The sequence below is a fragment of the Bacillus sp. UMB0728 genome (genome assembly GCF_002858875.1).
Taxonomy (GTDB): Bacteria; Bacillota; Bacilli; order Bacillales; family Cytobacillaceae; genus Bacillus_AB; species Bacillus_AB infantis.
The window spans coordinates 144161-168869 of the sequence record NZ_PKLA01000005.1; the positions used below are offsets into that span (position 1 = coordinate 144161).

The following is a 24709-nucleotide window of genomic DNA, read 5'->3' on the forward strand; positions in this document are numbered from 1 at the left end:
AGATATGATTTTAAAGGGGAGATTAAACAGTGGAAGGAGAAAAACAAAAGAAAGTTCAAAACTTATATAGAAGGATAAAACACCAGAATAGAGCAGATAAAAAAGGCAATGAAATAGGAAGATTTGGAATCCTAGTTATCCTGCTATGGCTCTTACTTCTTGTATTGAATGCACTTTTTGATATATAAAATAAGATTGGAATTTGGAGCTCACAAGAATGTAAACGTGATATTAAGAAGATCCAGCTGCCATTAGGTGGTCGTTCTTTGGGGGAAAGGGACAGCTTAGTTGAAGAAGAATACAATAATATATCGTGATTTAAACTAACAAAGGGTGATGAGATGAAAAAGGTGCGGTATATACTTGGCATATTAATAATAACTATTGTTGTGTTCATTTTTGCAGGTAAATTACACTACCCCTCTCTTCCAGTTGATGATGTATCAGCAAATGAAGCTATTGATAAACTAAAAGAATCGGATAGTAAGATAACTGAAATTTCAGTAGATGGGGACTTTATTTGGTATATCACACGTAGTGAGGATAAAGGTATTTCAATCGCTGATGAATATACTAAACAAATGGTTGCCTCATATGGATGGGAATTTAAAGAAAAAGATGGTGCCGGCCTGTTCTTTGAAAAAGAAGGAAAGAGGCTAATTGCCACCACTCAAATGTGGACTGAAAATTATGTACTCGTAAAAATTCCTAGTGATTTTAAATGAACTTGAGGAGCCAGGGGGTCAGGTCCCATGGCTTCTTTTGAAATTGGCCAAGGGGTCTGTCCCCATGGCTCTTTTGAAATTGGGCCAAGGGGTCTGTCCCCATGGCTTTTTTTGAAATTGGGCCAAGGGGTCTGTCCCCATGGCTCTTTTGAAATTGGGCCAAGGGGTCTGTCCCCATGGCTTTTCCCATGGCTTTTACCCATGGCTTTTTAAGAATTATTTAAGAACTACATAAGGATTCATTTAGAATTGCTCCTTATAATGAGTGCATATTAGCCGATAAGGCTATAAAAACTTATGATTAGAAGGAGTTTTTTGCATGGCAAAGAAAGTAGGGTATTATACGGTTTTATCCCACCTTTGGATTCAGTGGATCATTTTGGGGAGCATTTTACTTAATACGTTTATGGTGTATCCGAATATTTTTCATAACGTACCATTTTCATTGGAGCAGTCCATGGACTGGATGGCAGTTGCTAGTCCACATACTTATTTTCCGCCGTTGGGCTTTGTAAGTATCCTGACCGGCGTTTTGGCAGGAATTTTTGTGTGGAAAGTGAAATCTGCAAGAAAGTGGGTGCTCCTCAGCCTGCTGGCAATCATATTAGAAGGGGCAGCTTCCATTCTTTTTGAATGGCCACGGAATGAAATCATGTTTATTGAAGGTGCTGACCTCCATTCTATAGAATTCCTTAAGCAAACGGTGAAGGAATTTAAAATTGTCCATTGGTTTAGGGTTATATGTAATATTCTTGGATCACTGTTCATCTTCACAGGGTTTATTAAGCTTGATCGATTCTTGACAGCAGATAAAGGCTATCAAGGGGAAGTTAGTAATTAAGAATATCGAGATGTTGTTTCTGTCTATTGTAATTTTAAACTATAGGTGCGATGTCCAAAAACAGCTGCCAATTCTAGGCGGCTTTTTTTTCGTGATTAAAATTAATAAAGGGTGATGAGATGGGATATTCCCAGACCCCAAAAGAATAAGCTTCAGAAAAAAGGCGACGAAGAAGTACAAAAAGTATTATGAATGAACAACCTGAAAAGGAACATATTAAAATTAAGTAAAGTTTTAAAAAAAATCAAAACCTGTTGCATATATAAGTGAATTATTATATATTGATATCGTAAAGCGGGAGGTGAATAGACGTTGAAAGTGTCCACAGTTGAAGTTGAAAAAGCTGCCAGCATCTTAAAATTATTGGGTGATAAAACGCGGTTAACTATGCTGAAGATCCTGGATAATAATGATTGCTGCGTTTGTGAATTTGTTGAGATTTTTAAAATGAGCCAGCCTGCCATCAGCCAGCATATCCGAAAGCTAAAGGATGCAGATGTGGTAAGGGAGGCCAGGAGAGGCCAGTGGATCATTTATTCTCTGAACAAAGCGAGCGACTACTACCCGCTGGTGAAGGATGTACTGGATCACCTTCCGAGTCAGGATTATAAATTGAAAGAACTTGAAGAACAAGGATTAAGAATTTCTTGTGAGTAAGAGGGGGTAGCATGTTTTGACTCAAATAATTTTGGCATCATTGATATTTTTGGCGACCCTCATATTGGTAATATGGCAGCCGAAAGGATTATCGATTGGCTGGTCTGCATGTGGGGGCGCTATTCTTGCCTTGATTGTAGGAGTAGTTGACTTCAATGATGTGATTGATGTGACATCCATTGTCTGGAATGCAACGCTTGCTTTCATTGCAATCATTATTATTTCGCTGATTCTGGACGAAATTGGATTTTTTGAATGGGCAGCTCTGCATATGGCAAGAGCTGCAAAAGGAAGCGGAGTAAGAATGTTTGTTTATGTTTCCATTTTGGGTGCTTTGGTTGCAGCATTTTTCGCTAATGACGGAGCCGCATTGATTCTGACACCCATTGTTCTTGCAATGGTCAGAAACTTGAAGTTTGATGAAAAAATGGTTTTTCCATTCATCATTGCGAGCGGATTTATTGCCGATACAACATCCTTGCCGCTGGTAGTCAGCAACCTTGTTAATATCGTTTCGGCTGACTTTTTTGGAATCGGGTTTGTAGAGTTTGCATCCAGAATGATTATTCCAAACTTCTTTTCACTCGCAGCAAGCATCATTGTCCTGTACTTATACTTTAGAAAAAGCATACCGAAGAATTATGATTTATCCCATCTGAAGGAACCTTCCGCAGCGGTTAGGGACAGCAAGATGTTCCGGCTGTCATGGCTTGTACTGGCAATCTTGTTAATTGGCTACTTTGCAAGTGAATTCATTGGATTGCCTGTTTCAATCATTGCCGGTGTCGTTGCCATCTTCTTCTTATTAATGGCACGCAGGAGTCCAGCCGTCAATACCCGCACAGTCATTAAAGGGGCACCTTGGGCAATTGTGTTTTTCTCCATCGGAATGTATGTAGTGGTATATGGGCTGAGAAACGTGGGCCTTACCAATGTGCTGGCTGATATGATTCAAATGACAGCTGACCAGGGGCTGTTTGCGGCAACCATCGGGATGGGTTTCATTGCTGCCATTCTTTCATCTGTGATGAATAATATGCCAACCGTTATGATTGACGCACTGGCCATTGCTGACACGGATACCAGTGGAGTGATCCGGGAAGCATTGATTTATGCCAATGTCATTGGATCTGATCTGGGGCCGAAGATTACACCTATCGGATCTCTGGCAACCCTGCTGTGGCTGCATGTATTGTCTCTAAAAGGAGTAAAAATCTCCTGGGGAACCTATTTCAAGACTGGAATTGTTCTAACCATTCCAACATTGTTCATCACATTAGTTGGTTTATATATTTGGTTGCTGATTATCTAAAAAACTTACCTAAAAGGAGAATCTCAACATGACTAAAAAAACAATCTACTTTCTATGCACAGGAAACTCTTGCCGCAGCCAAATGGCAGAAGGATGGGCTAAGCAGCATTTGAGTGATGAGTGGAATGTATACAGTGCAGGAATTGAAGCACATGGTTTAAATCCTAATGCTGTAAAGGCCATGAAGGAAGCCGGCATCGACATCTCCAATCAGACTTCTGATATCATTGACACTGAAATTTTAAACAATGCGGACCTGGTTGTAACACTTTGCGGTGATGCAGCTGACAAGTGCCCGATGACTCCTCCTCATGTAAAACGCGAACACTGGGGATTTGACGATCCAGCCAAAGCGGAAGGAACAGAAGAAGAAAAATGGGCCTTCTTCCAGCGTGTACGCGACGAAATCGGCGACCGCATCAAAACTTTTGCCGAGACTGGCAAGTAAAAAGAAAATAGCCAAGAGAAATTACTCTCTTGGCTAGCTTTTTACCTTTTATATAAGTATATGCTTATTTTATTTTAAAGGAGAGAGTCTCATGACAAAAGTGGAAATTTTTGATCCGGCTCTATGCTGCCCTACCGGGGTGTGCGGACCGAGTGTGGATCCGGAACTGACCAGAATGGCTTCCGCCGTATTTTTGCTGGAAAAAAAGGGGTTTGACATTAAACGATATAATTTGGCAAATGAACCTGCTGTGTTTGCGGACAATAAAGAAATCTGCAAGGTTCTTCATGAAAAGGGGCCAGGCGCCCTGCCGGTCACGCTGGTGGACGGATCAGTTGCCAAGGCGGGCAGATACCCCTCTAACGAAGAATTGTCTCAATGGTTCGGAGTGGATGCTGACTCACTGGCTGAGAAAAAGCCCAGCGTTAAATTCAAGATCGACCTGAAATAGGAAGGAGGAATAAGCATGTTTCAACCATTTGATGCAAGAGCTGTTGCGAACACTAAATTCCTTTTCTTTACAGGTAAAGGCGGGGTGGGCAAAACCTCAGCTGCTTGCGCTTCTGCTGTCAAGCTGGCTGATGAAGGAGAAAAGGTCCTGCTCGTCAGTACAGATCCTGCATCGAATTTGCAGGATGTGTTAGAGGTTGCTTTAACAAATACACCCATGCCCATTCCCGGAGTTTCCAATCTGTCAGCATGTAATCTTGACCCGGAGGAGGCTGCACGTGCCTATCGCGAAAAAACAATCGGGCCTTATCGCGGCAAGCTTCCGGATTCAGTCGTAAATACAATGGAAGAACAGATGTCAGGTGCCTGTACAGTCGAGATTGCCGCGTTTGATGAATTCACCAGCTTGCTTTCGGATGCTTCAGTTGTAGAAGCTTACGACCACATCATTTTTGATACAGCACCAACAGGGCATACCCTTCGCCTGCTTCAGCTGCCAACAGCCTGGAGCGGCTTTTTGGAGGAAAGTACACATGGTGCCTCATGTCTGGGTCCTTTATCTGGACTCGCGGAGAAGAAGCAGATTTACTCCGTAACCATGGAAGCACTGGCCAATCCCGGCCTCACCACACTGATTCTGGTGTCAAGACCGGATGAATCATCTTTGCTGGAAGCAAGCCGTGCTTCCAAGGAATTAAAAGAGATTGGGATCAAGAACCAAAGTCTGATTATCAATGGGTTCATGCAGTCGCATATTCCTGATGATGAGGTTTCAGCATCATTTTTCCAGCGTCAGCGGAGTGCATTAAAAAGGATGCCGGATGAATTGAAGCAAGTGGCTGCTTATTCTATTCCGTTTGTATCATATTCCCTTACAGGGCTTAACAATCTGCGCTACCTATTTAAGCAGTTTACTCTTCCGCAGACAGAATTGGCTATTGATCAAAAGTTCTTCAATTTGCCTGGATTAAGTGAGGTCATTAAAGACTTTTCTACAAGGGGCACCCGGGTCATTTTCACCATGGGCAAGGGCGGAGTTGGCAAAACCACAATGGCATCTGCCATTGCAGTTGGGTTAGTGGAAAAAGGTCATCATGTGCATTTGACCACCACTGATCCTGCTGCGCATCTTGAATTTGTTTTTCAAAACAGCCAGTTGAATCAAAAATTGACTATCAGCCGGATTGATCCGAAAAAAGAAGTTGAGGTCTATAAATCCCAGGTACTGTGCAATGTAAGGGATGAATTGGATGATGAGTCTCTTGCTTTTATAGAAGAGGACTTAAATTCCCCATGTACTGAAGAAATTGCCGTATTCAGAGCATTCGCAGAAGTTGTAGCAAAATCGGAGAATGAAGTAGTGGTCATTGATACTGCTCCATCAGGACATACCCTGCTGCTGTTGGACGCAGCACAGTCGTTTCATAAAGAACTTGCACGCTCTGCGGGTGATATACCTGAAAGTGTCCAAATGCTTCTTCCAAGGTTAAGAAACCCTAAGGAGACGGGTGTCGTCATTGTGACCTTGGCTGAGGCCACTCCTGTGCTGGAAGCTGGCAGACTGCAGGAAGACTTGAAGCGTGCGGATATCACACCTGAGTGGTGGGTGATTAACCAAAGTCTGTATGCGACAGAAACAAAGGATCCTGTTCTAAACGGAAGGTCAGGTGCCGAATTCAGCTGGATTGAAAAGGTGGCAGATGAGCTGAGCGAGAAATGCGCCATTGTCCCGGTTCAGGGAGAAGCAGGCACTGGATATCAGGAATTAAAGAAGTTCATCAACCACTAATGGAGGGATTAGGATGGAAAAAGTCGTTATTTTAGGGACCGGTCCAGCTGGATTGACAGCTGCTATCTATTTAGCTCGTGCAAATATGGAGCCGCTGGTAATTGAAGGCACACAGCCAGGAGGCCAATTGACATTAACAACCGAAGTGGAAAATTTTCCTGGGTTTGCAGATGGAGTAATGGGCCCGGAATTAATGGACAATATGAGAAAACAGGCAGAAAGATTTGGAGCCAGGTTTAAAAGGGGATGGGTTACTGAAACCGACCTCTCGCAAAAGCCATTTATACTAAATGTGAGCGGTTTGGGAGAAATAAAGACAGAAGCGCTGATTCTTTCAACCGGTGCATCTGCCAAGCTTCTGGGTATTCCTGGTGAAGTAGAAAATATCGGACGGGGAGTCAGCACATGTGCTACTTGTGACGGATTCTTCTATCGCGGCAAGAAAGTAATAATTGTTGGAGGCGGAGATTCGGCTATGGAAGAAGCAAGCTTCCTAACGAAATTTGCTTCCGAAGTGACCATTGTTCACCGGCGTGACGAACTCAGGGCCTCAAAAATTATGCAGGACCGCGCGAAAGAGAATCCAAAAATATCCTGGGCGCTTAACAACACACCGATTGAAGTGGTATCAGATGGAATGAAGGTAACAGGCTTAAAAGTCCGGAACAATGAGACGGGTAAAGAAGAAGTAATTGAAACAGACGGAATCTTCGTGGCAATTGGACATACACCAAACACAGCATTTCTCAACGGGCAAATCGAAACAGACGAAACAGGCTATATTAATGTTATCCCTGGTACGGCAGAAACCAATATCCCTGGCATTTTTGCCTGCGGGGATGTACAGGACAAGAGATATCGCCAGGCAATTACAGCTGCAGGGACAGGATGCATGGCAGCACTTGATGCCGAACGATATCTGGAAGGAACGGCAACACATGATTGGAGCAAATCATTATAAAAGGCGGGAACAGCATGACAAAAAACTATCATGAACTAATAAAAGATCGCATTTACATTGGCGGAGCAGATGATGTAGAAGAAATGATGAAAAATGAAAAAGCAGATGTGATTTTCGATCTTCGGGCAGAGGCTCCAGAAGCGGACTATGTGCGGATTCACAGCCCCATTGTAGATGATGCTGAGCAGCAGGATGAATCAATTAAACAGTCTGTTGAGCATGTGGTAAATGCCTATAATAGAGGGGAAAAAGTATACTTCCACTGTGCAGGCGGAAGCAATCGTACAGGGACCGTTGCGATCGGTACATTACTCTCTTTAGGGAAAGCAAAGACGATCAGGGAAGCAGAAGAAATGGCGAAGGCCGCCCGGCCAAGAATCAATGTAAAGCCAGAGATGAAAGCATCCCTTCAGCGTCTTTTCCCTAATGCTTAATGAAGCCAGGGGGTCTGTCCCCTTGGCTCTTTTTGAAGCCAGGGGGACAGACCCCTTGGCTCTTTTTGCTTTTTCCTGTAGCTCTATACACTATCGGTGAGAGACATCTATAAAAGTAGAGGCACTCTTATTCCTGAAGCTGCTTTCCTATGATTTACTCTTCCTTATAAACATATCGGGAACCCATTATCAATCAACCATTCCCTAGAAAGTGGGTGGGAATGTTGCAACCTCGAGAAGAGCCAGGGGGACAGGTCCCATGGCTCTTTTTTATAACGGGCCAAGGGGTCTGACCCTGTGGCTTAATTGCCTCTTTAACCGATTGGATTTTAATAACTGGTATCCGATATGTTTTCCTAAACTTAGAGACAGGCTAGTGAGTAAGAAAATACATTAGCTCCTAGAGGATATGGATATTGGCATATAGTATCGGAAAGGATAAGTGTAGATTTAGGGTAGGGGTTGAAAAGGCATGAAACCATCATATGAAGATGTTAAAGAAGCTAGAGAATTATTGAAAGAAGTGGCCTTTAAACATTGGATCCAAGATGATTTATTCACTTGGAAATGGTGGGTATTACTTGCAGCCACAATTATCCCATGGATATTATGGCTTAGCTTTCGCGATAAAAAGCGAACATTTGAAATTTTAAGCTATGGACTTATCTGGGCAGCTGCGGCTTCGCTTTTTGATGTCATTGGCGGAGAATTGATCCTATGGGGATACCCAGACAAATTGTTGCCGATGGTCCCTCCTTTGTTTCCGGCAGATATTACAGTCATTCCTGTTTTATTTATGTTTATTTACCAGCTTTCTAAAAGGTTTTATAGTTATTTTATTCTGTCTGTGCTGGGGTCGGCATTGTTGGCTTATGTTTTTGAGCCCCTATTTGTTAAAGGAGAAATGTTTATTTTACATAACTGGACACATACAAAGTCCTTCTTAGGATTTTTTCTTCTATCTCAGATTGTATATGTGATAATAGCCAGACTGAAATCGAGTATATAGACTTGAATTGTTTCCAAGTCATTAAACTAAATATGTCTCCGAATTCCGATTAGGAGCCAATGTTGCAGGTCAGCTGACAAAATAGGCAGATGTTCTATTTGAAAAGAGACGGTATTTCTGTAATTAGTTTTATCTGTGGAAGATTGTATGGAACAAATGGGTGCTATAGCAAGATTTATCCACTACAGGAACATTAGAAATTAATCCATATAGTTAACATGACTTTGAATAAACTCTGCCTAATTCCTCGGTAAAAATAAGGAGGATTAGGCTTCTTTGCAGCAAACCCTTCAGAAGTTAAAGGGTCAGCCCCTTTTTCTTAGCATCCTCATCCAGCCCTGTGCCAATTGCTATACCAATACACATTCCCAGCGGCAGGCCCAGTACCAGATTATCAAATACAACAAGGCCAATTGCTGTACCAATACTTATGCCAATGGACATATATAATGCCAGATAATACCCTTGCGTTACCAGTTTGTGCTGTTTCTGCAGATGGGAGCTAATGGTGCCAATTAGTTTTTTATGATGTTTAACCTCACCTTCTGTAAGATGTTCTGCTTTGCTTTTTAGACGGATCAGGTGATTTTCTAAACCTAAAAAAAGCTGATTACATTTTTCGCAATCTGATGAAAAGGAACTTAGCCTTTGTATGATTCTTTTGCATTTATCCAATTCAAGCTTCGCAGCCGTTTTTGCATCAGCCTTTTGTCCGATTTCTTCAAGAAAACTGTTAAGTTCATCAACCTGCTGATTATCCATATTCACCCTCCGGAGAATGTTATTATCTTTATTTACGTTTTACTGAGGGTATAGTTTCAATTTTCTGATGAGCCAAGGGGACAGACCCCTTGGCTCTTTTTGAGGCTGAGCCAGGGGGTCTGTCCCCCTGGCTCGAAAAAAAGACAAAAATACCTAAAAAGTGTGAATTTTTGCTAAAATATAAGTACATAGAACAGAAGGCGAATGGTGCCCAGATGAGTATAGTGAAAGATTTCCTGCTGCAGTTGACACTCATGGTTATTCCGATCTTCAGTTATTTTACGTTTATTCTGGAGAAGGTAAAAGAGGACCGGTCCATTAAGATATTGATGACACTTTTGTGGGGAGTGTCAATCTTATTGTGCATGTCCTTTCCTGTGGAATACGCCGAAGCGGCGCGGCTCGATATCCGGTTTATCCCTCTCCTATTCGGAACGTTGTACCTCGGAGTATGGTCCGGTGTGTTTCTGACAGCCCTGATCATTCTATACCGCCTGTCTTTCGGAATCAGCATGGGTTTTTTGACGACTGTCATGGTGTCAATCATTACGCTCCCCGTCATTTTGTCGGTTCAGCGATTATTTTTACGTCTGAATAAAGATCGAAGGATTATCATTTCGACAGGATTATCGTTCTTTTACTGTCTCTGCGGCATGGCGGTGTCCGGGATCATGAATGGCTTCTCTACCAACGTGGTGAAAGTTCAGGGTATTCATCTGCTTTTTACCGTTGCTGTGACGTGGTTCTGTACCGTATTAGTTGAGAAAATCCGTGAGAACCACCAGCTCAGGCTGAAGGTCCAGGACTCTGAAAAATTCAGGGTGATCAGTGAACTCACCGGTGTGTTTGCCCATGAAATCCGCAATCCTATGCAGGTGACCAGGGGATTCCTGCAGCTCCTTGATGACCCGGAGCTCCCTTATCCCAAAAGAGAATACATTAAGCTTTCAATTGAGGAATTAGACCGGGCCAATGAAATCATCAACGATTTTCTCACTTTCGGAAAACCTTCCAGCAGTACAGATAGAGCTGTCAATGTCAGTGAACACTTAAAACGTACAGCAGCGCTGATTCAAACTTTCAGCGTGAATCAGCAGGTTGAATTTCAAACCGACATTCAGGATGACTGCTGGATAAAAGCAGATCCCCAGAAGCTGAATCAGTCCCTGCTCAATATCTTGAAAAATGCAGTGGAGTCCATGCCGAATGGCGGGACCGTGTCGCTTTCATGTCATCATACCGCCAGTGGACACATCAGGCTCACCGTCAAGGACCAGGGAATCGGCATGAACCCGAAACAGGTCCAGCGCCTTGGATCGCCTTATTATTCTCTTAAGGAAAAAGGGACAGGACTCGGGATGATGGTCAGCTACCAGATCATCCATTCCTTTAAAGGGAGAATCAGAGTAGAAAGCGAAGAAGGGGTGGGGACGGAATTTATTATTGATTTTCCGGGTGTTGAACCGTAGGGAGCCAGGGGGACAGACCCCTTGGCTCTTTTTGTGAAAATTGTTGTTATATTTAGACCTGGTGAAAATTTACATTTTGTAGTATTGTTCAAAGGGAAGGCTTATTCAGCTAACAGTCAGTTTAGTAGAAGATTATGAAAAGGGGTGATGTTTTGCCCAAGTATATAGTTCTAATCTTTACTTTTATTATAATTGTCACGGGTTGTCGTGAAACAGAAATACAACTAAGTGAAAATGCCAAAATCGCAAAAGACTACCTAGAACAGAATGAGTATGAAGTTATTTCATATCAGGGTGAGAGTGATCTAGAAATTACTAAAACAGAATTACGCACTATGCCTACCCAACAACTTTGGTCTGTTCAACGTATAGAACCTGATGAATATCTGAATAAGAAAATAGATGCAATTCTTTTTACAATTAAAAATCATCCATTAGATGATGTATTTAATAGGGGAGAAACTTCTGTAACAGTTTGGTTATTAGATGGAGAAGTTATTGGAGGTTTGTCATCTCCGATTTCTAAAAGCAACGATATAGTTGGAGCTCCATATTCTTTGAATGGTAAAACCAGTGAGGAAATAAAAGGAGATTATTCAACGTGGTTAAAAAAGTGGACAGACAAGTACGGAGATTAAAACCTTATTAAGTTAAGGAGAGAGCCAGGGGGACAGACCCCGTGGCTCTTTTTGTGAGTGAGCCAGGGGACCTGACCCCGTGGCTCACTCTACGACAATATTTCCAACATATTGGGCATCGCCTTTGTCTGTGTCGAGGTCAAACACTATCACATATTCACCAGTTTCTTCAGGTAAGTAGAAAGATTGCCCTTTTTCTAATTTCAATTTTGTCTCACTGTCGTTTTTCCAAACCGAAACACTGACTCCATCAGAATCAAAATGGCCAGCTTCGAGGATGTATTGAACTTTTTGTCCTGAATTAAAGTGCATCACTTCTTGTTTTTTAGCTAATGCTTGAACATCATCCGTTTTCTTGTTGTATTGTTCGTCGAAGTCCCACTCAACATTCGCTTCTTCAAGTGCTGTTTCTTGGGTAATATCATCAGGATTAAATAGGGAAACTGTTGGCGGGGAAAAATCATAGTCTTCTCCAAAACATCCGGCTAAAACAGAAACAAATAGTAAACATGAAATGAAGCTTAAAAACCTCATATTAATCACTCCACATTTTTTGTAAAAACCATGGGGACAGACCCCTTGGCTCTTTTTGAGATTGGGCCAAGGGGTCTGTCCCCATGGCTCGGATCTGCCCCCATGGCTCACGGCAGCTAAAGCGTCTCATCCAATCTCTCAATCTTTGACCGGGAAATCAAATAGACAGTGCCTAAAATATCGATTTTGTCTCCCTTAACTCGCACAGCGCAGTCTTTGTTTGAAGCATAGATATTCATTTCCTCGGATAAGGGGGAGAGTTCATTTTGAACGAGTGCAAGGTTATGTTCGAGGTCAAAATGAGAAAGGACGGCAAAATCGCCAAGGCCGATTCCGTCGTACAGAGTGCTGACTTCGACGTTATAGCCAAGGTTTTTTGAACATAACCATTTAGCAGACATATTAATCGCACCAGCGCTGGCTCCCATAACAGTGGCACGGCTTTTTGTAATAGGATCCGACAGCTCATATCCTGCGAGGAACTTATTTTGTTCAACGGTATTTCCGCCCAATAAGAAAATGACTGAAGCATTACTAATTAAAGTATGGGCCTCTTCATTCAGGATACGGTAATTAATCAGGTGGTATTCATCAAATACGATGCCGGCCTGGTCCAGCCACGAGCGTTCCGTAGCGCCCATTTCTTCATAGATAGATGGATTTGAGCTGATCATAACAAGCGATTTTCTATCAATTATATCCTCCTGAAGCCGCTTGCTCAGCTTCTCTGGAAAATGATTATTAAACCAGCCTAAATAGTAGTGAGTTTTCATGTTTACCTCCGTAGTAGAAAAGAGCCAGGGGGTCTGACCCCGTGGCTCTTTTTGTGAATGGGCCGAGGGGTCTGTCCCCCTGGCTCAAACTGGGCCGAGGGGTCTGACCCCGTGGCTCAAACTGGACCAAGGGGTCTGTCCCCGTGGCTCAGTGAATATCCTGAATAACCTTCTCCAAAAACTCACCCATCCTTTTAACGGCGGATTCGGAAAAGTCGAAGCTGACGCCGGTTTCTTTATAGATATCGGCGATGGATTGATTGTAGTCGGCACTTGCGCCTTTTTTAAATAATTCCACGGCTTGCTCTGGGTTGTTGTGATAGTTCTCAAGGATTTGCAGAGATCCAAGCATGGAGATGGAGTATTCGATGTTATAGAAAGGCACTTGGAAGTAGTGCAGGGTGTCTGCCCATAAAATGCCCATTACGTCTTCGAGACCGGATGTGTCGACAGGGCTTAGGCCATATCGTTTTGCGATTTCGAAGTATTTTTCATCGCGCTCTTTGGCGGTGTGATTTGGATTGGTGTACATCCAATGCTGGAAGAGGTCGCCTGATAATGGGCCGTATAGCATGGTGAATGCCCGTCTCAGTTCTTCACGCTGGGCGCTCTTGAAGTCTTCTTCTTCTGGATAGAAGCGGTCGAGCTTGTCGAGTAAGAGCAGTTCCATCCCATGGGAATAGAGTTCAGCGACTTCCATGCGGTGCTGGTGTTCTTCCAGCGGACCGTGCTCAGCAAACTCGAGGTATCCATTCACTGCATGGCCCATTTCGTGGATAAGGGCGATCAGCGAGAAGAAGGATGGACTGAAGTTTGCAAACACAAAGGTATCTCCTGAAACTGACAAGGTGGTGCAGAAACCGCCTGGGCTTTTGCCTTTCCGGTCTCCTAGATCCAGCAGCCCATTTTCTCTCATATAATCGAAACGGTCTGCAAAATACGGATCCGTCTTGCCCAGCATTTCAGAAACACCAACCATTAGATCTGACACTTCGGTATATGGCGGATTTTTCATTAATTTAGCGGTGTTATCCCAAGGGCGATAGGCATCAACGCCAAGCTTGGATTTGAAAACCTCTGCGAGGCGGTTCCAGGCAGGGATGATATGCTTTTCTACATTTTCATGGAAGTCATAGCAATCCTGGATTGTGTACTCGCGGTTTTTTACTACAAACATATAATCGCGGTAATTTTCAAAGCCTGCGTTTAAAGCGATCTGGTGGCGCAGCTGAACGAGTTCGTCCATGATGCTGTCCATATCGGGCTTGATTTGGCGGTGGGCTCCCAGCATGGCATAATAAGCTTTTTCCCGCACGCTTCTGTCCAGATTATCGAGCTGGGACTGGATGAATGGATAAGGCTTTTCCTCGCCATCCCATTCAACGGTCAGCCCTGCTATGATTTCGCTGTACTTTGTAGAAAGCTCCTGCTCTTTTACCATCAATGGGATGTTTTCTTCCCTGAAAAGTTTTACCTTGGACTCACGGACACGGCGCATTAAACCGTAGCGCTTGTCATCCAATTGAGCAGCATAAGGTGACTCACAGAATTTCTCATTCATTTTGGCTTCATATTTCATTAGCAGCGGCTGAATGACCTGCTGATCGTGAAGATAAGTCGACTTGATGTCCGCATCCTCGGTATTTCGGTAAAAATCAACCTGGTGGCCTGTCATGGCTTCATCAATTTTAATTCCTAATTCCTTTTCATCCTTCAGCCAATTTTCAAGGTCAGAAACGGAATCGATCGGCACCTCAAGTAAAGCTTGAAGCTGCGCTTCAATTCCTTCCGCATCCTGGAGATCGATTAATTCTTTATAATAATTGCTTTTTACTTCCTGTGTCATGAAATAGCTCCCCTTACCCCTTTGAATTATTTTAATTGTCTCAATAATCATATTATATAATTTCGGCTATTATTTCTAGCTTTTCAGACCGATGCTTTAAAAGATTGTGTGGAGGGTAATATATATTTATAAACTTTGAGAAGATGGAGGACTGTTAAATATGCTAAAACAAGAAGAAATGGAAACGCTGAGAGAGTTAATCAAAGACGTGGACACGGCCATGCTGACAACGGTCTCTGAGGAAGGGCTCGTTTCACGCCCGATGAAAACACAGGAGGTCGAGTTTGATGGGGACCTATGGTTTTTTACTAAAAAAGAGACAGATAAATATCATGAGATTTTACATGACAAAGATGTGAATGTTGCATATGCAGGCAAATCCTATGTTTCTGTCCGCGGCCGAGCGGAAATCGTTGAGGATATAGGGAAGAAGAAGGAATTGTGGAGCAAAATGTATGAGAAGATTATGCAAACTTCTTATGACGATCCGAGCGTCGTGCTGATCAAGGTAAAGGCAGAAGCAGCCGAATATTGGGAAAGCGGCAGCTTCACGAAGAAAGCCGTCTTCATGCTGAAGCGGATTACTGGGCAGGATGCAGAAGAAGCAGGAGTTAATGAGACGGTGGAGATGGAAAAGTGAGCCAAGGGGTCAGGTCCCTTGGCTCTTTTTGAGTTTGGGCCGGAGTGGGCCATGGGGTCTGTCCCCCTGGCTCGGCCGGCGAACTCAATCCTACCGGCTTAAATATTTTGAATTTTCAGCTTGTCATAGTAATATATTTTTAGTCGAAAAATGTGAAAGGGGGGCGAAGTTTTGGAGGATACTTTGATTAAAGCCGATGATTATGTAACGCTGTGGGGGATTATTGTGGTGTGGGCTTCGGCGAGTATTATTCTGGAGCAGCGCTACAGCTGGGCGGCGAAGATTTCTGGTGCAATCATTGCGCTGATTGGGGCTATTATTCTATCTAATACCGGAATTATTCCGACAGTGTCGCCAGTGTATGATGCGATCTGGACTTTTATCATTCCGCTCGCCATTCCGCTGCTGCTGTTTCATGTGAATTTTAAGAGGATCTGGAAGGAAAGCGGGAGGCTGCTGATTATTTTTCTGATCAGTTCGATTGGTACGGTTGCAGGAGTAATTATCAGTTTCTTTTTATTGAAGGATCATATACCGGTCCTGGATAAGCTCGGCGCCATGCTTAGTGCCTCCTATATTGGCGGCGGGGTGAACTTTGCAGCCATGGCAGCTAAATTCGAGGCACCTGGAGAAATGGTTTCTTCGGCAGTGGTCGCAGACAACCTGATGATGGCGATTTACTTTATCGTTTTGATGATGATTCCGGCCATGGGCTTTTTTAGACGGCGCTTTAGGGCACCGCACGTGGAGAAAGTGGAAAGCGGAGGAGTCAGAGAAGAAGGGAAGACACTTGCGGAAAGCTTTTGGGAACGAAAGGATATATCTTTGAAGGATATTGCGTTGTCTGTAGGGACTGCGTTCCTTCTTGTGGTGGTTTCTTTTAAAATCGCGGCATTCATGGATGGATTGATACCTTCCGGGGAGGATACTTCTTTCTTTTTAAATCTGCTGAATGGATTGTTCGGTGACAATTACTTGATGCTGACAACGTTAACTTTCTTGGCACTTGCCTTGTTTCCGAGATATTTTGAGTCGATTAACGGAAGCCAGGAAATTGGTACTTTCCTCATTTACTTGTTCTTTGTGGTGATTGGCATTCCGGCATCCATTCCGCTGATTGTTCAAAATGCGCCGCTGCTGCTGGTGTTTGTATTCATTATTGTGGTAGTGAACTTGGCCGTGTCATTGACTGCTGGCATGTTGTTAAAGTATAACCTTGAAGAAATCCTGCTTGCCAGCAATGCCAATGTCGGCGGGCCAACAACTGCAGCAGCCATGGCTATTGCAAAAGGATGGAAGGATCTGATTGGGCCGATTCTTGTGGTTGGGACGTTAGGGTATATTATAGGGAATTATGTAGGGACTACGTTGGGGTTGTGGTTTTCTGGATTTATGTGATGAGCCGGGGGGACAGGTCCCTTGGCTCTTTTTTGAGTTTGGGCCGGGGGGTCTGTCCCCCTGGCTTGCTTAGGACTTTTTGGGCCGGGGGGTCTGTTCCCTTGGCTTGCTTAGGACTTTTTGGGCCGGGGGGTCTGTCCCCTTGGCTTGCTTAGGACTTTTTGGGCCGGGGGGTCTGTTCCCTTGGCTTACTTGGGGCTTTTTGGGCCGAGGGGTCTGTCCCCCTGGCTTGTTTTTAATTTATCCAATAAATGTTATAATAGGTTTACAAATGTTTTAATCGTATCCGGGATTTCGCTGTATTGTTTTGCAGATTGAATTTCGGATACTTTTTTTATTTCCTTTTCAAACTGAAGGAAACTTAAACAATTGTGCAGCCTTTTAGGAAAGATAGTCGGATGAAAAACAGCATCTGGGTTTTTCTACAATATAAGGAGGATTAGAATAATGAATCTAATCAATAAGAAGGTTACGCACAAGCTGTTTGGTATGGGGAGTATAGTTGAACATAATGATACTAGTATAGTGATACATTTCGCATCGGAAAAGAAGAAGTTTGTTTTCCCTGATGTATTTGGAGAGCACTTGATACTGCATGATGAAATGATTTCTAAATCACTCGATGCGATTATACAAAATAAGGAAAATGAGCGTAGGGAAGAAGACAGGAAGAAGGAAGAAGAAAAGAATCGATATCGGAAAAGTCAGGAACTCCGCTTGGGATATGAAAAACTGATGAAAAATCATAAGCTTCATCCGGAATCACAAATGGTTTTTTGGTGTGATGCAGAAGAACAGGATCGTTCTTTTACAGAGTGGAAGGTTTTTTCTGGTGTTATTAAAAGCGGCAATAATAAGGGGAAGCCAAACAAACCCAGCCGCCTGCACCAAAATAGTGCTGTTCTGCTGACAGCAGTAGATCCCAGTAAGCCTGAAAAAGACAGACGCATCTTAGGTGTCTACATGGTGAAGGAGAAGTTTATTGGCAAGCTTTGTGAAGATGGAAATATTCCGGCTCATTCAACATACAGACTCCAGCTTACAGAAGAGGAATCGGAACAGATGCCCTTCTGGGATTATTATGTGAATGAAAAATCTCCTCAAAAAATGACATGGAATACAGGGAAATACCGCTATTTTGAAAATTCATGGATGGCTCAAACTTTGCGTGATATAGTCGCGCTGAAAAGTGACCCAAAAGAACGGGAGCATGCACAGCAATTTTTTGAGCATTTTTGTAAGATGAATCAAATAATCGAGCAGGATTTGCCCAAGCCTAACGGTGCATTAATGCGTAGCTAGAGATGAGGGAGCCAAGGGGACAGGTCCCTTGGCTTTTTTGTTTTTTGAGCCAGGGGGTCTGTCCCGGTGGCCGGGAGAGCCAAGGGCAGAGAGCCAAGGGGACAGACCCCCTGGCTCTTTTTGAGTTTGGGCCAGAGGACCCGACCCCTTGGCCCGGGCAGGTTCCTTGCTTATAAAAAATATCTGTACTATAGTATGTCGAGTCAACAATAAATGCATTAATTTAATGGGCAAGGCCATATGTGAATAGTAGAAATCATTCCCATAAGCTTTGGTTCCAAGCTATAAAATCACTAGAGTATACAATACAAAGGAGTGTTCATGATGGAAAACTACCAAGAGCTTTTGAATAAACAACGCGCCTATTTCCGTTCAGGAGAAACGAAAAGCGTTTCATTCCGACTCCGCACATTAAATACATTAAAATCCCTTGTGCTAAAGCACGAACAGGATATTCTTGATGCTGTTAAGCAGGACTTGAATAAGTCCGAGCTTGAAGCGAAGCGAGCTGAAGTTGGACTAGTTATCAGCGAGATTGACTATATGGTGGAAAATCTAGAAGAATGGGCAGCAACGAAAGAAGTGCCGACACCAGCGTCTCACAACGGTGCCCAAAGCTTTATTAAGCCTGAACCATTTGGTTCCGCACTGGTGATTGCACCTTGGAACTACCCGTTCCAGCTAGCCGTGACACCACTTGTAGGCGCGATTGCCGCTGGGAACACAGCTGTGTTAAAGCCATCTGAACTTACGCCGAAAACATCTGCTTTGCTGAGTGCGTTGATCAATGGCAACTTCCCGAAAGAGTATCTTCACGTGGTGGAAGGGGAAGTGGAAACAAGCACAGCACTTCTGAAAGAAGACTTTGACTATATTTTCTTCACAGGCAGCACAGGCGTTGGTAAGATCATAGCGGAAGCGGCGGCCAAACATCTCACGCCAACGACGCTTGAGCTCGGCGGAAAAAGCCCGACGATCGTGCATAAAGATGCCGACCTTAACGAAGCCGCACTGCGTATTGTGCGCGGAAAATTCGCCAATGCCGGCCAAACATGCGTGGCACCGGATTATCTTCTCGTCCACAGCAGCGTGAAGGATGAACTGATGAGCAAGTTCAAAGAAGTCATCACTGCGGCTTTCGGTGAGAATATCGTGGAGAACCCGAACTTTGGACATGTTGTCAGCAAGCGGCATTTCGATCGCCTTGTTGGCTTCCTTGATAACGGAAGGATTGTGACAGGAGGGCAGCATAACCGCGACGAGCTCATCATTGAGCCGACTATTCTGGATAACATTTCATGGGAAGATCCCGTCATGCAAGATGAAATCTTCGGACCGATCCTGCCTGTTATGACCTATGATAACCTGGACGAGATCATTGAGCCGATCATGAACCGCCCTAAACCGCTTGCTCTCTATCTTTTCTCAAATGACGAATCGGTACAGGACCAGATTCTGGGTTCAATCTCCTTCGGTGGGGGATCCATCAACGATACCATCAACCACATGACGTCCCATTACCTGCCATTCGGAGGCGTAGGCGCGAGCGGCATGGGAGCCTATCACGGGAAAGCAAGCTTTGATACGTTTACTCACTTTAAGAGTGTGTTGAAACGATGAGCCAAGGGGACAGACCCCTTGGCTTTTTTTGTTTGGGCCAGGGGACCTGACCCCCTGGCCCATGTTATGCTATTGGCAATGATAGGAATGGTGATTATAAATTACGAGGGTGGATTAGATGGCTAAAATGGATCAGATGATGCAGATTCTCTGGATGCTGAGTTCGGGGAGGAAGGCTACTGCGAAGCAAATGGCTGAAAAGCTGGAGGTTAATATTAGAACGGTTTACCGGTATATTGATGCTCTTTGTGCCAGCGGTGTCCCGATTATCGCGGAGGCGGGCCATCATGGCGGATATACGCTTTTACACCAGTTCGTTGAAAGTCCTCTCCTGTTTAGTGCGGAAGAACAAACAGCCTTGCTTCAGGCAGCTGCTTTGGCGAAAGAGGTGGGGTATTTTTCAGGGGAGTTACTGAACAGCGCAGCATCAAAGCTGTCCATGTACTCAACGCCAGAGCAGGAAAGTATGGTCCGGCGGCGTGTGGAGGGACTTGATGTGATCGGTTCTGCCGCTGGTCTGCCTGAGGGTGCCATTTTGAGGGAGCTCGAGCATGGGGTCTTCAACCAGGTTTCTATGGAAATTGATTATTATACGGTTCGTGAAGACCAGCCTAAGCGGAGGAAAATTGACCCTTATGGAATCATTTATTGGAACCGCCGCTGGTATGTGGCGGCATTCTGCCATCTGAGGAACGAAATCCGCAGTTTCAGGGTCGATAGGATTGCCGGTATGGCTGAAACCGGAACCAGCTTTAACCGTCCAGCAGGTTTTTCAGCCAGCGGTTTTTTTATGAAGAACCTGCTTCCGGAGAAAGAACAAACGCAGGAATTTGTGCCTTTTGTTGTCAGCGGCAGAACCGGCGCACTGGATGACTTATGCCGGCATTGGTTTTTAGGTCATCATCTGGCAGAGCGCACTTCAGAAAGGGCTGTGTTTATTTTGGAAAAAGAAGCCTTGCATACCTATGTGGCGCATCTGCTCCTGCCTTATGGGAAGTCGGTTCAAATTCTGGAACCGGCCAGTATGAAGAAGAAAATGCTGGAGGTTTTATATGAATTGGCTGATCACTATCAGAAATGAAACTTTACTGGCGCGGGCTGTCAGTGAAGTTTTTTTATAATGGGCCTCTAATGACTGGTAGAGGAGACCTGATGATGCACAAAAGAAAAGCTTATCTTTATGTTTTTGATACGATGTCAGACTGGGAAGCGGGGTATTTGATTGCTGAACTGAATTCGGGCAGGTATTTCAGGAAAGGGGTGGCGCCAATAGAGGTGATGACCGTAGGTGCGGACAAAAACCCTGTAAAAACAATGGGAGGGGTGACCATACAGCCTGATTTATCTATGGAAGAGTTCAGTTTGGGGAGCCAAGATATCCTGATTCTTCCGGGCGGGGATACCTGGCTTGAGCCCATTCACGAGTCCATCCTGGAAGAAGCCTCTAACGGGCTGCAGAGGGGAACTATTGTTGCCGCCATCTGCGGCGCAACCATGGGCCTGGCAAATAAGGGGCTGCTGGACACAAGGAGGCACACAAGCAATGATCCAGGCTATTTGAAAGCCGTCTGCCCGCTTTATGCCGGGGAACAGCTGTATCAATTCGAGCCCGCAGTGGCAGATGGGAGTCTGGTTACCGCTTCAGGCATAGCTCCCTTGGAATTTGCGGCAGAGGTCTTGAAGGAGCTCGATGTTTGCAGGCCGGAAACATTGCAGGCATGGTTCAAGCTTAATAAGACGCATGAGCCGGGGTACTTCTATGAGCTGATGAATACTTTACAATGAAGGAATGGGGTTTCAGGCCGGCTGGGGCTGGCCCCTTTGGAGGTTTGGGCCGAGGGGTCTGTCCCCTTGGCCCGCAATTTAGAGCCAAGGGGACAGACCCCTTGGCTCTTTTAGATTTTGAGCCACAGGACCTGTCCCTATGGCCTAATCTTATCCAAAATAAACGCATAACAAGCCGCGGTTTCCTTGAGATGGTTGAAACGTCCTGAAGCGCCGAAGTGGCCGGCCCCCATGTTGGTTTTAAGCACGAGAGTATTTTCATCCGTTTTCAAAGTTCTTAGGCGTGCAGCCCATTTGGCGGGTTCCCAGTAGGCAACCCGAGGATCGTTCAAACCGGTTGTGATATACATGTGCGGGTAGTTCTTGGCTTCTACATTGTCGTAAGGGCTGTAAGATTTCATATAGAAATAGTCTTCTTGATTTTCAGGATTGCCCCATTCATCCCATTCCAGGGTGGTGAGGGGAATGGTTGCATCGAGCATGGTTGTGACGACGTCGACGAATGGAACTGCCGGCACGGCCACCTGGAACAGATCACCGGCCATATTGGCCACTGCGCCGACGAGCAAGCCGCCCGCACTGCCGCCATAGGCTGCCATTTGGCTTGAGGATGTGTAGCCCTTTTCAATAAGAAATTTCCCAGCAGCAATGAAGTCGGTGAAGGTGTTTCGCTTGTTCCGCATCTTTCCGTCTTCATACCAATTCCGTCCCATTTCGGAGCCGCCGCGCACTTGTGCCGTGACATAGATGACCCCTTTTTCCAGCAGCGGCAGACGATACGGATCAAAACGAGGATCGCTGTTTGCTCCATAAGATCCATATGCATACAGAATCAACGGTGCAGGTCCAATATCCAGCGCACCATCCTGATAGACGACGTTTAGAGGGACTTGGACTCCATCCTCGGCAGACGCCCACAGCTGTTCTTGCTGGAAGAGGGACGGATCATATTCACCGCTGACAGGCGCAACTTGCAAACAATTCCTCTCGCCCGTAAGAAGATTCAGCCCGTAAGTTGTTTTTGGCGTAACCAAGGACTCAAATTGGAGAAGTGCCTCTGCTGTTTCGTAGCTTTGACCGGGCAAAACGGATACGGTAAAGAGGGGCTCATCCCATTCTATTCGAGCCATCTCACCATCGTGCAGTACCCAAATTTGCGTCAGTCCGTTCTCCCGGCCAAAAAGAAGCAGCGTATCCTGATATGGGTATATAGCTTGAAGATAACGATCCTCGCTATGCCCGACAACCTTCATCCGTGCAGAAAGGTCATCAGCCGGGCAGCGGAGCAGCTGGAAGTTCAACGCATCCTCATTTGTCAGTATGAGCAGGTCATCCTCCCAATGCTCGACACTATACTCTATCCCTTCCCGGCGCTCATCTACTAGCTGTAAAGGAGTCAACGGAGAAGCTGCATCCAACAGGCGAACCTCGCTCGTCGTTTTTGACCTGGAATGTGCAAAAATATATTTCCCGCTCTGCGATTTTGACACATACAAAGAGAATGTTATGTCTTTTTCTTCATATAACAGTTCATCACTGCTGTTTTCACTTCCAAGGCGATGCCTCCAAAGCTGGTATGGCCGCTGACTTTCATCAACCGTTATGTAGAAAATATACTCTCCGCACTCACTCAGCTCCATGCTGCCATGTATAAACACATTCGGTACTTTGTCCGGAAGAAGCTCACCTGTCTCCAGATCCTTTACATAAATGGTATACCGGTCAGTTCCATCACGGTTCTCCAAATAAGCCAGTCGGTTATGATCTGTGCTTATACGCTGCAGCGTTACACTTAAATAATCACCCTCAGCGGCTAATTTGTTCAGGTCCAGTATGACTTCCTCTGCCGCTTCCGGCAGCTGCTCGCGGTTTGCTGCCTTCTTGCGTGCATAAATCGGATACTGCTTGTCCTTGTCCAAAAAAGAATAGTAGAAGTACGGTCCATGCTGCACCGGCACCTTCACTTCTGAATCAGGAACACGGTCAACCATGCTTTGGTAAAGCTGTTCAGTCTGTTCCTCCAACGGACGCATGATCTCGTCGTAATATCGATTTTCTTCCTCGAGATAAGTAATGACCTCCGGATTGTTGCGGTCCCTCAGCCAATAATAATCATCTTCGCGGACATCCCCATGCAGGTTGTGGGGGTGTGGGATGCGTTTAGCAATAGGTGGTTTCATTGGGATTCTCCTTTCGTTGTTGGTAATAGTTTCGAGGTAGTGGGAGGGAAATCCTCTTTTTGAGCGGAGGGAGGTTTTGGGCCGAGGGGGCGGGTCCCTTGGCTCTTTTTTGAGGCTGGGCCAGGGGAACTGTCCCTGCGGCTTATCTTTATGGTATAATTTGGATGTATTTTAAGGAGGGAAGATAGTGTGAGAATAGAATTATTAAAGTTTTTCTTAATTTCAGGTTCAGAGAATAGTAGCAGGCTAAAATTTGTTTATAAGTATCCTTTGAAAGCAAATGAAAAAGCTTATTTACGTGGGCGCTATGACTCAAGCAACTAAAGGAAGTAAATATCATTTTCAAACATACGTAAATAAGTATAGTGGGGTATTAAATCAAGATATATTCTCTCATTCTCCTTCGTTATTGGCATATACGCATGGTGAAAGAATAATAAACTGGAAATCTCCTCTTGCTCATGAAAGTTACAAAGAATACCAAGATGACTTTTTACAGCTATATTACGATGATGAAGATGAGTGTAAAAAATCAAAACAGTTTATACGGGACCACTGGGCGAAAAACGGGCCAGTTTGGGATGGTATAGGACTAGTCAGTGGTATCACCAAAAAAGGGTTAATTTTGGTGGAAGCAAAATCACATCTCCGTGAAACTCACTCCAAGATCAAAGCTACTTCTGCAAAAAGTATCTCTCAAATTACAGAAACAATTGCTCTTACCCAAGCACAATTCGGTTCCTCTGCATTTATAACTCCTTGGCTGAACGAATACTATCAATTAGCGAATCGATTTGCATATTTATATCTCCTTAACCAAGAACTGCACATTCCAACATGGTTGATACTTGTGCAATTTATAGATGATTTTACTCACATTAAAACATCTAAAGAACAGTGGATTGCGCATTATCAAAAAGTTTTCCACACTTTGGGAATAAGTCACCATGCTCCAATGCTGTCCCAAATTATTTTATTGTATCTTCCTGCCATACCAAGAAATTGATTAAAGCCGAGAGCAAAAGGGAGCCAGGGGGACAGACCCCTTGGCTCTTTTAAGACTGAACCACTTGACCTGTCCCTATGGCTCCGCTTTATTGGGTATAATAAAGAAAACACTGTTTGTTTCGGCTACT

The 24709-nt window shown here is 44.4% G+C and carries 25 protein-coding genes; 20 read left to right on the plus strand and 5 right to left on the minus strand.

The window, feature by feature from the left end:
* Positions 1-29 precede the first annotated feature (29 nt).
* The 11 genes from CYJ37_RS27395 to CYJ37_RS20055 all read left to right on the plus strand — a co-directional run bounded on the left by CYJ37_RS27395 (position 30) and on the right by CYJ37_RS20055 (position 8626).
* The gene (locus CYJ37_RS27395) at positions 30-188 is read left to right on the plus strand and encodes a hypothetical protein (protein ID WP_180827392.1); all 159 of its coding nucleotides are present in this window, start codon (positions 30-32) and stop codon (positions 186-188) included.
* A gap of 153 nt (positions 189-341) precedes the next feature.
* Complete coding sequence (locus tag CYJ37_RS20005; protein WP_101551350.1) at positions 342-725, plus strand: hypothetical protein; 384 nt, start codon at positions 342-344, stop codon at positions 723-725.
* Positions 726-1044: 319 nt separating this feature from the next.
* A complete protein-coding gene (locus CYJ37_RS20015) occupies positions 1045-1566 on the plus strand; it encodes a hypothetical protein (RefSeq protein ID WP_101551353.1) in 522 nt (173 codons plus the stop codon).
* A gap of 312 nt (positions 1567-1878) precedes the next feature.
* Positions 1879-2223 (plus strand): ArsR/SmtB family transcription factor, encoded by a 345-nt coding sequence (locus CYJ37_RS20020; RefSeq protein ID WP_009792033.1) that lies wholly within the window; start codon positions 1879-1881, stop codon positions 2221-2223.
* A 16-nt stretch (positions 2224-2239) separates the two neighbouring features.
* Positions 2240-3535, plus strand: a complete 1296-nt coding sequence (locus CYJ37_RS20025; protein WP_101551355.1) for an arsenic transporter — start codon at positions 2240-2242, stop codon at positions 3533-3535.
* A gap of 28 nt (positions 3536-3563) precedes the next feature.
* On the plus strand, positions 3564-3983 hold the full coding sequence (arsC, locus tag CYJ37_RS20030) for an arsenate reductase (thioredoxin) (RefSeq protein ID WP_009792031.1): 420 nt from the start codon (positions 3564-3566) through the stop codon (positions 3981-3983).
* 91 nt (positions 3984-4074) lie between these two features.
* The gene (gene arsD / locus CYJ37_RS20035; protein ID WP_101551357.1) at positions 4075-4434 is read left to right on the plus strand and encodes an arsenite efflux transporter metallochaperone ArsD; all 360 of its coding nucleotides are present in this window, start codon (positions 4075-4077) and stop codon (positions 4432-4434) included.
* A gap of 15 nt (positions 4435-4449) precedes the next feature.
* The gene (gene arsA, locus CYJ37_RS20040) at positions 4450-6222 is read left to right on the plus strand and encodes an arsenical pump-driving ATPase (RefSeq protein ID WP_101551359.1); all 1773 of its coding nucleotides are present in this window, start codon (positions 4450-4452) and stop codon (positions 6220-6222) included.
* Between the two features lie 13 nt (positions 6223-6235).
* Positions 6236-7183 carry a thioredoxin-disulfide reductase gene (trxB, locus tag CYJ37_RS20045; protein ID WP_101551361.1) on the plus strand — a complete coding sequence of 316 codons (948 nt, stop codon included), beginning with the start codon at positions 6236-6238 and terminating at the stop codon, positions 7181-7183.
* Positions 7184-7197: 14 nt separating this feature from the next.
* The gene (locus CYJ37_RS20050) at positions 7198-7617 is read left to right on the plus strand and encodes a protein-tyrosine phosphatase family protein (RefSeq protein WP_101551363.1); all 420 of its coding nucleotides are present in this window, start codon (positions 7198-7200) and stop codon (positions 7615-7617) included.
* 472 nt (positions 7618-8089) lie between these two features.
* Complete coding sequence (locus CYJ37_RS20055) at positions 8090-8626, plus strand: CBO0543 family protein (protein ID WP_101551365.1); 537 nt, start codon at positions 8090-8092, stop codon at positions 8624-8626.
* Between the two features lie 297 nt (positions 8627-8923).
* On the opposite strand, the gene CYJ37_RS20060 is transcribed toward CYJ37_RS20055, so the two are convergent.
* Entirely contained in the window at positions 8924-9388 is a 465-nt protein-coding gene (locus tag CYJ37_RS20060) for a hypothetical protein (RefSeq protein ID WP_101551367.1), read from the minus strand.
* Between the two features lie 215 nt (positions 9389-9603).
* Between CYJ37_RS20060 and CYJ37_RS20065 the strand changes: the two genes are divergently transcribed.
* Both CYJ37_RS20065 and CYJ37_RS20070 read left to right on the plus strand, forming a co-directional pair.
* A complete protein-coding gene (locus tag CYJ37_RS20065; protein ID WP_142385286.1) occupies positions 9604-10857 on the plus strand; it encodes an ATP-binding protein in 1254 nt (417 codons plus the stop codon).
* 152 nt (positions 10858-11009) lie between these two features.
* The gene (locus CYJ37_RS20070; protein WP_180827393.1) at positions 11010-11495 is read left to right on the plus strand and encodes a hypothetical protein; all 486 of its coding nucleotides are present in this window, start codon (positions 11010-11012) and stop codon (positions 11493-11495) included.
* A gap of 84 nt (positions 11496-11579) precedes the next feature.
* Here the strand turns inward: CYJ37_RS20070 and CYJ37_RS20075 are convergent, their stop codons facing one another.
* The 3 genes from CYJ37_RS20075 to CYJ37_RS20085 form a co-directional block, all read right to left on the minus strand.
* Entirely contained in the window at positions 11580-12029 is a 450-nt protein-coding gene (locus CYJ37_RS20075) for a hypothetical protein (RefSeq protein WP_101551371.1), read from the minus strand.
* 116 nt (positions 12030-12145) lie between these two features.
* Positions 12146-12802, minus strand: coding sequence for a Type 1 glutamine amidotransferase-like domain-containing protein (locus CYJ37_RS20080; protein WP_101551373.1), 657 nt, complete (start codon positions 12800-12802; stop codon positions 12146-12148).
* Between the two features lie 148 nt (positions 12803-12950).
* Positions 12951-14648 carry a M3 family oligoendopeptidase gene (locus CYJ37_RS20085; RefSeq protein ID WP_101551375.1) on the minus strand — a complete coding sequence of 566 codons (1698 nt, stop codon included), beginning with the start codon at positions 14646-14648 and terminating at the stop codon, positions 12951-12953.
* Between the two features lie 151 nt (positions 14649-14799).
* Here CYJ37_RS20085 and CYJ37_RS20090 point away from each other — a divergent pair, with 151 nt between their 5' ends.
* The 6 genes from CYJ37_RS20090 (at position 14800) to CYJ37_RS20115 (ending at position 21393) form a co-directional block, all read left to right on the plus strand.
* Positions 14800-15288, plus strand: coding sequence for a pyridoxamine 5'-phosphate oxidase family protein (locus CYJ37_RS20090; RefSeq protein ID WP_101551377.1), 489 nt, complete (start codon positions 14800-14802; stop codon positions 15286-15288).
* 171 nt (positions 15289-15459) lie between these two features.
* Positions 15460-16686: a DUF819 family protein gene (locus CYJ37_RS20095; protein ID WP_101551379.1), complete on the plus strand. Its 1227-nt coding sequence runs from the start codon at positions 15460-15462 to the stop codon at positions 16684-16686.
* A gap of 447 nt (positions 16687-17133) precedes the next feature.
* Entirely contained in the window at positions 17134-17988 is an 855-nt protein-coding gene (locus CYJ37_RS20100) for a hypothetical protein (protein WP_009792020.1), read from the plus strand.
* A 324-nt stretch (positions 17989-18312) separates the two neighbouring features.
* Positions 18313-19608, plus strand: coding sequence for an aldehyde dehydrogenase (locus CYJ37_RS20105; RefSeq protein ID WP_180827404.1), 1296 nt, complete (start codon positions 18313-18315; stop codon positions 19606-19608).
* Between the two features lie 118 nt (positions 19609-19726).
* The gene (locus CYJ37_RS20110; protein WP_101551385.1) at positions 19727-20689 is read left to right on the plus strand and encodes a helix-turn-helix transcriptional regulator; all 963 of its coding nucleotides are present in this window, start codon (positions 19727-19729) and stop codon (positions 20687-20689) included.
* A 74-nt stretch (positions 20690-20763) separates the two neighbouring features.
* Positions 20764-21393, plus strand: coding sequence for a type 1 glutamine amidotransferase family protein (locus CYJ37_RS20115; RefSeq protein WP_101551387.1), 630 nt, complete (start codon positions 20764-20766; stop codon positions 21391-21393).
* A gap of 137 nt (positions 21394-21530) precedes the next feature.
* Here the strand turns inward: CYJ37_RS20115 and CYJ37_RS20120 are convergent, their stop codons facing one another.
* Positions 21531-23573 carry a S9 family peptidase gene (locus CYJ37_RS20120; protein ID WP_101551389.1) on the minus strand — a complete coding sequence of 681 codons (2043 nt, stop codon included), beginning with the start codon at positions 23571-23573 and terminating at the stop codon, positions 21531-21533.
* Positions 23574-23880: 307 nt separating this feature from the next.
* Between CYJ37_RS20120 and CYJ37_RS20125 the strand changes: the two genes are divergently transcribed.
* Positions 23881-24579, plus strand: coding sequence for a hypothetical protein (locus tag CYJ37_RS20125; RefSeq protein WP_180827394.1), 699 nt, complete (start codon positions 23881-23883; stop codon positions 24577-24579).
* Positions 24580-24709 lie beyond the last annotated feature (130 nt).